This is a genomic window from Priestia sp. SIMBA_032 (assembly GCF_046535215.1).
GTDB lineage: Bacteria > Bacillota > Bacilli > Bacillales > Bacillaceae_H > Priestia > Priestia aryabhattai.
Window position 1 is genome coordinate 1 of the sequence record NZ_JAWRXD010000054.1, and the last position, 8,000, is coordinate 8,000.

The 8,000-nt window shown below is 33.1% G+C and carries 8 protein-coding genes; 7 read left to right on the forward strand and 1 reads right to left on the reverse strand.

Annotated features, from left to right (window positions below; translation table 11 throughout):
- The first annotated feature begins 256 nt into the window (after window positions 1-256).
- The 6 genes from SB717_RS33100 to SB717_RS33125 all read left to right on the forward strand — a co-directional run bounded on the left by SB717_RS33100 (window position 257) and on the right by SB717_RS33125 (window position 5,235).
- On the forward strand, window positions 257-949 hold the full coding sequence (locus tag SB717_RS33100; protein WP_410907009.1) for a helix-turn-helix domain-containing protein: 693 nt from the start codon (window positions 257-259) through the stop codon (window positions 947-949).
- A 585-nt stretch (window positions 950-1,534) separates the two neighbouring features.
- Entirely contained in the window at window positions 1,535-2,836 is a 1,302-nt protein-coding gene (locus tag SB717_RS33105) for a replication protein (RefSeq protein ID WP_410907011.1), read from the forward strand.
- Window positions 2,837-2,945: 109 nt separating this feature from the next.
- Entirely contained in the window at window positions 2,946-3,734 is a 789-nt protein-coding gene (locus SB717_RS33110) for a ParB N-terminal domain-containing protein (protein ID WP_410907013.1), read from the forward strand.
- 29 nt (window positions 3,735-3,763) lie between these two features.
- Window positions 3,764-4,060 (forward strand): hypothetical protein, encoded by a 297-nt coding sequence (locus SB717_RS33115; RefSeq protein ID WP_410907015.1) that lies wholly within the window; start codon window positions 3,764-3,766, stop codon window positions 4,058-4,060.
- Window positions 4,061-4,191: 131 nt separating this feature from the next.
- Complete coding sequence (locus tag SB717_RS33120) at window positions 4,192-4,671, forward strand: hypothetical protein (RefSeq protein WP_410907017.1); 480 nt, start codon at window positions 4,192-4,194, stop codon at window positions 4,669-4,671.
- A gap of 342 nt (window positions 4,672-5,013) precedes the next feature.
- On the forward strand, window positions 5,014-5,235 hold the full coding sequence (locus tag SB717_RS33125) for a helix-turn-helix domain-containing protein (protein ID WP_016766067.1): 222 nt from the start codon (window positions 5,014-5,016) through the stop codon (window positions 5,233-5,235).
- A 113-nt stretch (window positions 5,236-5,348) separates the two neighbouring features.
- Here SB717_RS33125 and SB717_RS33130 read toward each other — a convergent pair whose 3' ends face one another.
- Window positions 5,349-6,902 carry a DUF4365 domain-containing protein gene (locus SB717_RS33130; RefSeq protein ID WP_410907019.1) on the reverse strand — a complete coding sequence of 518 codons (1,554 nt, stop codon included), beginning with the start codon at window positions 6,900-6,902 and terminating at the stop codon, window positions 5,349-5,351.
- 568 nt (window positions 6,903-7,470) lie between these two features.
- Here SB717_RS33130 and SB717_RS33135 point away from each other — a divergent pair.
- On the forward strand, window positions 7,471-7,593 hold the full coding sequence (locus tag SB717_RS33135) for a hypothetical protein (RefSeq protein ID WP_410907021.1): 123 nt from the start codon (window positions 7,471-7,473) through the stop codon (window positions 7,591-7,593).
- Window positions 7,594-8,000 lie beyond the last annotated feature (407 nt).

Consider the following 8,000-nt stretch of genomic DNA (forward strand, 5'->3'; position numbering starts at 1 on the left):
ATCTCTTTAGCCTTCTCCAATCTAAACTTAACAGTCACTTGCTACAGATTTACAGTTAGATTTCATCTCTTTAGCCTCCTTAAGAACTTTGTTATAATGAACTATGACTTTGAATTGCCTATGCTATCAAAAATAGCAAAAGAACCTGTAAATCTAACAAAAAATCCATTATTAAATCTCTCAAAATTTGTTGTCAGTTCTGTTATAATAACAACAAATTTATTGTTATTATAATTGAGAAGAGGAGGGGGTTAATTTGAAACAAACTGAGGAAGAATTCAAATTAAGTGAAGTAATAAAACTTACTGGGCTGTCTGATCAAACAATTCGAAGATATCAAGAGGACTTTAATATTCAAGGAATTCGCACTCAAGGTGGTCATCGTCGTTTCAAAAGAGAAGAGATTGATATGTTACTTGAGGCTAAGAGATTAAAAGAAGAACATGGTTATTCTATTAAGCAAATCCGTTCACATTTTAATGGAGAAACAACATCAGAGATGTTAGAAAAGAATGAACCTATGAAAACAGTTTTTGAAAAGAAAATAGTGAATTTAGAAGAACAATTAGCAGAGGCAACTGAGAAAATTGATTCTATGGTTCAGGTTTTAACAACATTTATGAATCAAAGTGGACAAACAAATCAAAAAATTTTATCTCAATTTCAAGATGTACTAAAGGCACTTCCTGAAACATCTACAACTACAAACAACCAAAGAATCTTGGAAAAAGAGCAACGTCTAAACGAATTGAAAATTAGGAACAAATTAAAAAAAGAAGCCATTGAAAAATGGGGTATGTTACCTGAAGAGGAACGGAATACCACCGTGAAAACTGGTCTGTTTAGTTTTAAAAGGGAAGAAAATCATAGTAAAAAACGTGCTTTCATCGAAGATTACATAAGTGAACATTTAGTAGACCGCCTTGAAAGAGAGTATGACATGAAATAAAATCAATGATTAACCTAATTTTAGTAAAAGATAAAAAATGAAAGAGGCATTGCCCTTAGTTAATTCAGCTTAACTAAGGGCAATGCCTCTTTTAAATAATGCCAGTTTGAAAGATCATTTTTATTGAAACTAAAAATTGCACTTTTGCATGCTGATTGAGAGTAGAGAGAAAGATTTTATTTTTCATTTAGATAATAAATAATTTTGAAATTATTTATTATCTAAATGAAAAAGATTAGCCTAAAATACTCGTTTTGATATATTTTGCTAATTTTTATTGAATTATGAGACTAGTTAACGCTATAATAAAACTAACAAAAAGGACCGGAATAGAAAAAAGACTTCAACTGTTTAAGAAGTGCTGTCAACACTCTTAAACCGTTCACCCTAAACACGATAGGGAAAACTCTTGTCGAAGTCTCTTGTTAATAGAGTTAGTTTTTCTATAAAATAAAACTTATGTTTTTATTTTATACGAAATTGACATCTATTTCAAGGGCTTAGTTCATCAAAATCAAGGCATTGTTTTCCTTTTTCCAGGGAAACAGTGTCTTTTTTGTGTTCCTTAAAGGAGAAGATGAACAAATGACAAAAATATTAACCTGTTATTTAAAAGATGTAGATACCTTCAATGGACGGTTCAAATGGTTATGGACCCACAAGTCCACGCTTCGTAAAAAGAAAGAAGAGTTTTTAGAGATGCTTTGTACCCACTTTAAACAACAACAATCTGCTATACATAAAGAATTTCCTAAAAAGAGAATGGAAATGCTGGATCATGTCATCTATAACCTAGTGGCTACGGGCATTCAAGCGATCCGTTCTGAAACGCTTATGAAGAAATTTAATGTATCCAAAAGTACGGTTTCTCGTTTTGTACGCTCGTTAAAAGCGACTCCGTTTGTACTTGTCGCACGATACATTAAAGAGGATGCAACAGGTACTCATCCTGATAGTTATGTATTTATCCTTAAAAGCCATAAAAACTTTCATCACATTTGCGACGAAATCTTTTTTGCCCATGATACAACAGGTATACAAACGCTTCAACAAGAAGAAATGACCACTCCTGTGACACGTCCTGTGACGCATCCAGAAAGTGCTGAAAACGTTGATACACCAAGCTTAGAGGTCGATAAATCACCGAATGCCTTTATTAACCTTGATTTACCTGTAAATCATATAAATAATCATTTAATGTCTGTTTCACAGGCATTCACCTACATCAAAGGTGTGCCTAAGAAAGTCAATCAAGTCTATGCAGGTAAATATGGACATCAACTACAAGACTTCTATGCTCGCATTCAAAATGCTGCAAAAGCCGTAAAAAAAGATACAGAGATTAAGATTGAGAAAGAGCACATACATGAAATTGCGTATACATCCATTGTGGGATTAGATAAATATGTGCATGAAGCCAATCAACAAGGCAACCCGTTATCCCTACGGGATATGTGTCGATTAATCTATCAGATTGCGAAAAATCAATTCTATGAATTAACAAAGCCTAAAAGTCAGGATTATTCATCAGTATACGCAAATCAACAAGAAGTTATACATAACGAAAGTAAAGAAACAACATTAGCTACTCCAAAACGGATTATCCGTAAGGAACTAGTTCCAAATTGGTTAAAGGCTGAACAGCAGCAAGAAGAAGCTATAAAAGAATCAGAGATTTCTTTGGATCAGCAACTTGAAATGATCCAGTTAAAGCAAGATTTAGGACAAGAGCTAACACTGGAAGAAGAGGGCCTGTTGGAGGTGCACAGCTCCACGTATAGTTTGTTGGAGATAGCTCAGGTAAAACAAGACCTAGGACAAGCTTTAACGCCAGAAGAACAAGAATGTTTGCGCCAACATAATCAGTTAAAAGACACAGCTTCCTAATTTTAAAAAGTAGAAATCTCTTAGAAGCTGATGTTTTAATAGACTATGTTTACTTAGAACTGTGTTCTAAGTAAACAATAACTACTAATCTACGCAGGAGGAGACTATTATGCCACATAAAATTACCTTAACCGGATTAGCCACAGGACCTTTACGAGAATATGATCGCTATGTTGCCTTTGATATGCGTGAAAAAGGGTCACCATCTGCGCCTAAAGGATTAAAGAAGAGTACCTTTATTTCGTATACGGTGTTTGTTGCGAAGAAAGCCTTTAATAAAACAGGGCTCACGAAGAAAAGCATCATGCATGAAAAGATTTTAATTCAAGGGGAACCAACGTTAGACATTCCAATTGATGAATGTCCTGGTGAAGTAGGGGTCATCTGTTTTCAGATTACCGTTCTCCCGAATAAAAATGACAAAGAGAAGAATGAGTCAGATGCGAAAAAAGAACCCAAGCAAGAAGCATCTACGCCTTCTGAATCTCAAAATAACACGGAATCTACTGCACAGGGAGAAGTACAAGAACCTATTTCTCAACCTGTAGCAAAAGATGAGAATACAGAAGTAAAGCCTATTCAGACAGAAGTACAACAAGCGCCTACAGAAGAGAAAAAGGATGAGAAAAAAAAGACACCACTATCCAACCAACCGAAGGGAACTCAGGATCTATTGAACTTTGATGATATTATCGTTCCGGAAGAGTTTTTAAAGACACGCCCAAACCCTGAAAAAACGCAAAAGGTAATCGATTTTGTGAAGCGTACAGGACGCCTAGATGAGCCCATAACGATTGAAAAAGGATCAAAGATCTTAAAAGATGGCTACCGTCGTTATGTCGTGGCCAAAACGGTCAAAATGGATCAAGTTCCTGTTGTCTATGAATATCAAAAATAAGGGTGTAGGAGTCTACTAAATGAATAATAATGAATAATAAACAAAAAGCGATTGAATATATTCAAAAGGCATCTGATGAATTGGAAAAGCATCGGGAGTTTCTTGCAAATCTAGGCCTGAATGTATCTTTCTTGAATACGGCTGATAGAAAGTTAGATCAGGCCATCCGTTGTCTTGTTCATTCAATCGAAGAGCCCGAGGATGACAATGACAAAGAAATTAAAGAAGTGTCCTTTCATGAAGGTGAAAAGGTTATTGTATTCAAAAACGGGGATATCAAAACGATTAAATATTTTAATCAAGCAGAGAATGTAGATAAAAATTAAATCATTTTGAGTAGGATTTAGATTGGTATATTAACGGCAAAATGACAAAACACCAAATATGGTCCTCTTATTATTTGAAGGTTTTTACATATATACCTAGAATAGTTCTCTTGATAAGAGGAGGTGATCATATGTTGAGAGTCATAACCGCAGAAGCAGCATATACCACCGAAGAATTAGCCGATATACTTGGTTTGCCCATATCAACTATACGAAAATACAACTTCCATTTTGCCAAAATTGGTGTGCACTTTACTAAAAAACAAGGTAGATTAGCTTATACAAATGACGACGTTTCCATCTTTCATGAACTAAAAAGAATTTATGCTCATCCCGAAATGACCTTAGAAAAAGCCGTTATAACCGTTGCAAAAAAATTTAACTTAGTACAAATACCAGCCACTCCACCTAACATTTCAACTGAAAAGCAAACCCTTAGCCTAGAACCACGTGAGATGCAAATGAAAGAGATACAAAGTTATATCGATGCAAAATTTGAGGAACGCGAACGTCAATTAATCTCAATGGCTCGTGAAATTAGAGCGTTAAAAAAAGCACAACAACAAAAGAAGAGTTTTTATAAGTGGTTAAAAACCTTTTTTGAAAAATGATTTGCTAGAATGATGGTATCTCGTTATCTAATATTCACGCAAAAAAACCTTTTTCCTCTGCCTAGAGGGAAAAGGTTTTTTGTGCAAAGTTCCATTGTAAAGAATATCGATAACAAAGACCGCCCAATATGTATCAGTGTATAAGGCGGTCTTAACTGTATTCATGCTATATGATTATGACAAAAATATCGACATTATTCCAACTCTGCATAAGCAATATTTATATATTGTTTATTTTATAGTTTATTATATGTTGTAAATAAATTTTATTGCGGAATTTTTTCCCTAAAATGAATATTTTTTTTGAAAGTGTCAATCCTTTATAAAAAGGAGTGTGCTCTCATGCCTAAGATAACCAAAAAGAGTAAATTAGGAAAATACTTAATGAACAAAGGCTATAATCAAACGGAAATAGTTAAAGTAACTAAGATGGATAGAAAAACAGTTAGCAAGATTTATAATGATTCAAATTATATCCCATCAGGTACCACGATTAAGAAAATTATGAATGTCTTAAAAAAAATTGACCCAAAACTAAAAGTAGAAGACTTTTTTAATTTATAAGCCCTATTGTGGGTAAATAGGGCTTATTTATAATATTAAGGACAAAGAACTTTATAAAAGGGAGCTTTTATAAAAGTTTATTAGCAAGCTATATACAGAAAAAGATGAGCATACTACTCCAAGTTTTGATAAAAACGGTAGATCGGAAATTCCATGATTTCTTCTTTTTCCTCACCAGGAAGAGTAGCAAATATTCTCTTCGCTTTTGTCTTATTTTTCAACAAAACCTCACATGCAAAACATATTGTTTGCTCGTTATTCATTTCTGCTCTTGCTTGTATATTATAAAGATCATTTTGTTCATCTTCTGATAATTCATGACCTTGCTTGAGTTTAATGAGATAAATATTAACTTTTGCAATATCATCTTGTGGATACTTAGCTAAGTATCGCTGATTTAAATCAAGAGCAAGCTCTAAATAATTTTCATCGAGGGTTTTATCATAAAAGTCTATATACTCTAAAGAACTAGTAATTGTTAAGTCAGCTTGTATATCATGATGTTCATCGGCAAAAGATAATTTTACTATGTCAAAATCAAAGTTTGTATCTTTCACCATTTCTTCAATTTTTCGGGAAGCGAAAATGCTTACTTTTTGGTCATAATTTTCCCGATTATCAGATAACATAACAGGTTCAACAGTATCCTGCCCGTGATTACTAGCTACATCTGTTATAGACGAATATCTACCCGTTATTTTTAACGCTTCTTCACTATAAAGGTTAAGGAAACATCCATCTGCATATACTAATGCTAGTTTCACATATTTGGAAAGTTCAATATTGATTATCCCCGTTTTTTCTAGTTTTTCTTGATGAATATTTAGTAAGCTATATTGTTTATTTTTAAAGATATTGATTATAGCATTGAATAGGGAAGGGAAATCTTCCTTATCATCAAATATATAATTTTCACTTATTCCAATTTGAGTACAAATATCTATCAGTTCTTTGTAGGATTCAATCTCTTCCTCAATTTGTAGGAGATGTCCCTTTAAATTTAATGTCCCACCAGATAACTGTAGAGATTGAAAAGGAAACTTATTGCGCTGTATGTAATAGTTTATTAATCGTAAACATTTCATATAGGAACCGAGACTTTTTACTCTTTCTAGATGGAATAGACCAGATTTCTTTCTCCTATCAAAATCCAACGTTAAAGTATCTTCTATAACGACCTTGAATCCCTTCTCTGTGTCAATGATTCGGTAAGTAACAAGGATGGATTCATTGTTCATATAAACGACTTCGTTTTTTCCAATTTTCAACTCATCTATTTTAACTTCCTCCACTGGTAACTTAATACCGTCGTCTGGGATACCGTATACGTGAATTATCCCTTCATATAAATTAAAAGCTTTCTTTTGCATGTTAACAAAATCTACTTTGTAAGGCGTAGATTCTTTGTTTTCAGATGTTTCAGTAGAGCCTATTTGCTGTTTGTCTACCTCTTCTATAAATGTGTGACGTAAAGGATCTAAATCCTCATTTTTCATTTTTTTAAAATCAAAGGAAATAGATTTCTTTTCACTTGAATTAAGATGAGATAAGAGTGATCTAACTTTTAGTGGGGCTAATATTCGATAATACGCTAGCTGTTCAACAGTTGGTGTATTAGTTTCTAGATTATTTGCTGCAAGCTCTTTTTTCGTCTTTGTTGTAGCCATTCAATTCTCTCCTTCTTTATAATGAACATTTAAGTCCATTAAAAACTCATCGAATCTTAGTATAGCAATAATAGAACAGCATTCGTTAGATAAATTAAACCCAACAAATTTAAGTCTAAGCTCTTTTTTGTTCAATGAAATGGTTCTACTATAGAACAAGAAAAAATCCTGTTATATACAGGATTTTTGATCAAACTTTATTATAAACAATCAGTCTTAGTAGACTAAAATAAAGCATTCAGTACAAACTTGTTGTTTTAATAAATCATCTATCAAGCCACTCAAAACTTTTCGAGGTAGGATGGCTTCTTTATTTCATTCTTTAATTCTTCGGCATGTTTATTAAATTTATAAAGTTCCTCTTTTGAGAAAAATTATTTACATCATTTATTTCCATAATGGCAAAGTATTATCTCTCTTATTTTCCTTTGAAACCTCTTTTTACCTTAGCAAGTCCAAACTAAATACTAAGAGGGCACTTCCCCTGGAAAGGAAGCACCCGTGTCAATTAAAACGTTGGACCTTTATTATAGCATGGGTCGCCATCAAAAAATAGGAGGGTCTTATCATGGGTCAAAGCGAAAAACCATTAATAGGTATTGAAAATATCGTGAATGTAGCGTCGGATTTAATTGATGAAGTTGCTCGACTGAAGAGTGTACGATTAAGAATCAAAGAAGAATTATCTTAAAGAAACTAAACTCAATACACCGTCTATGACAAAAGCTGTTCAACTGTTTCAGAATCTGCACCAAGAATCTTCACAAAACCTCATACGTACTTCTTAGCTATATAATAGCCTTAAAGGCTATAGAACAGGCTTAATACTGCTATTTCTTTTATTCATTCCATAAGCTGTGGCGGATTTATTCTAGTAGCCTTTCTTTTTTAAAATTATATTCTATATACATTTTTCCTTACATGAATTCTTTATATCTTGATCAAACTACTTAAGACGCCGTGAGGCATCATATTGCTAATTCTCCAGTTTCCTTACGAGAACAAAAAAAGCTACTGGTGTCGGGACTGACCCCCTAGAGTGAGACAAATAAAAAACACCTTTAAGTTAAAAAACGGGTATGTAGTACCTAACAATAA

What these genes read in the sequence shown, in the direction of transcription:
- SB717_RS33105 (WP_410907011.1), top strand. Translation starts at nt 1,535, where the DNA reads ATGACAAAAATATTAACCTGTTATTTAAAAGATGTAGATACCTTCAAT.
- SB717_RS33110 (WP_410907013.1), top strand. Translation starts at nt 2,946, where the DNA reads ATGCCACATAAAATTACCTTAACCGGATTAGCCACAGGACCTTTACGA.
- SB717_RS33115 (WP_410907015.1), top strand. Translation starts at nt 3,764, where the DNA reads ATGAATAATAAACAAAAAGCGATTGAATATATTCAAAAGGCATCTGAT.
- SB717_RS33120 (WP_410907017.1), top strand. Translation starts at nt 4,192, where the DNA reads ATGTTGAGAGTCATAACCGCAGAAGCAGCATATACCACCGAAGAATTA.
- SB717_RS33125 (WP_016766067.1), top strand. Translation starts at nt 5,014, where the DNA reads ATGCCTAAGATAACCAAAAAGAGTAAATTAGGAAAATACTTAATGAAC.
- SB717_RS33130 (WP_410907019.1), bottom strand. Translation starts at nt 6,902, where the DNA reads ATGGCTACAACAAAGACGAAAAAAGAGCTTGCAGCAAATAATCTAGAA.
- SB717_RS33135 (WP_410907021.1), top strand. Translation starts at nt 7,471, where the DNA reads ATGGGTCAAAGCGAAAAACCATTAATAGGTATTGAAAATATCGTGAAT.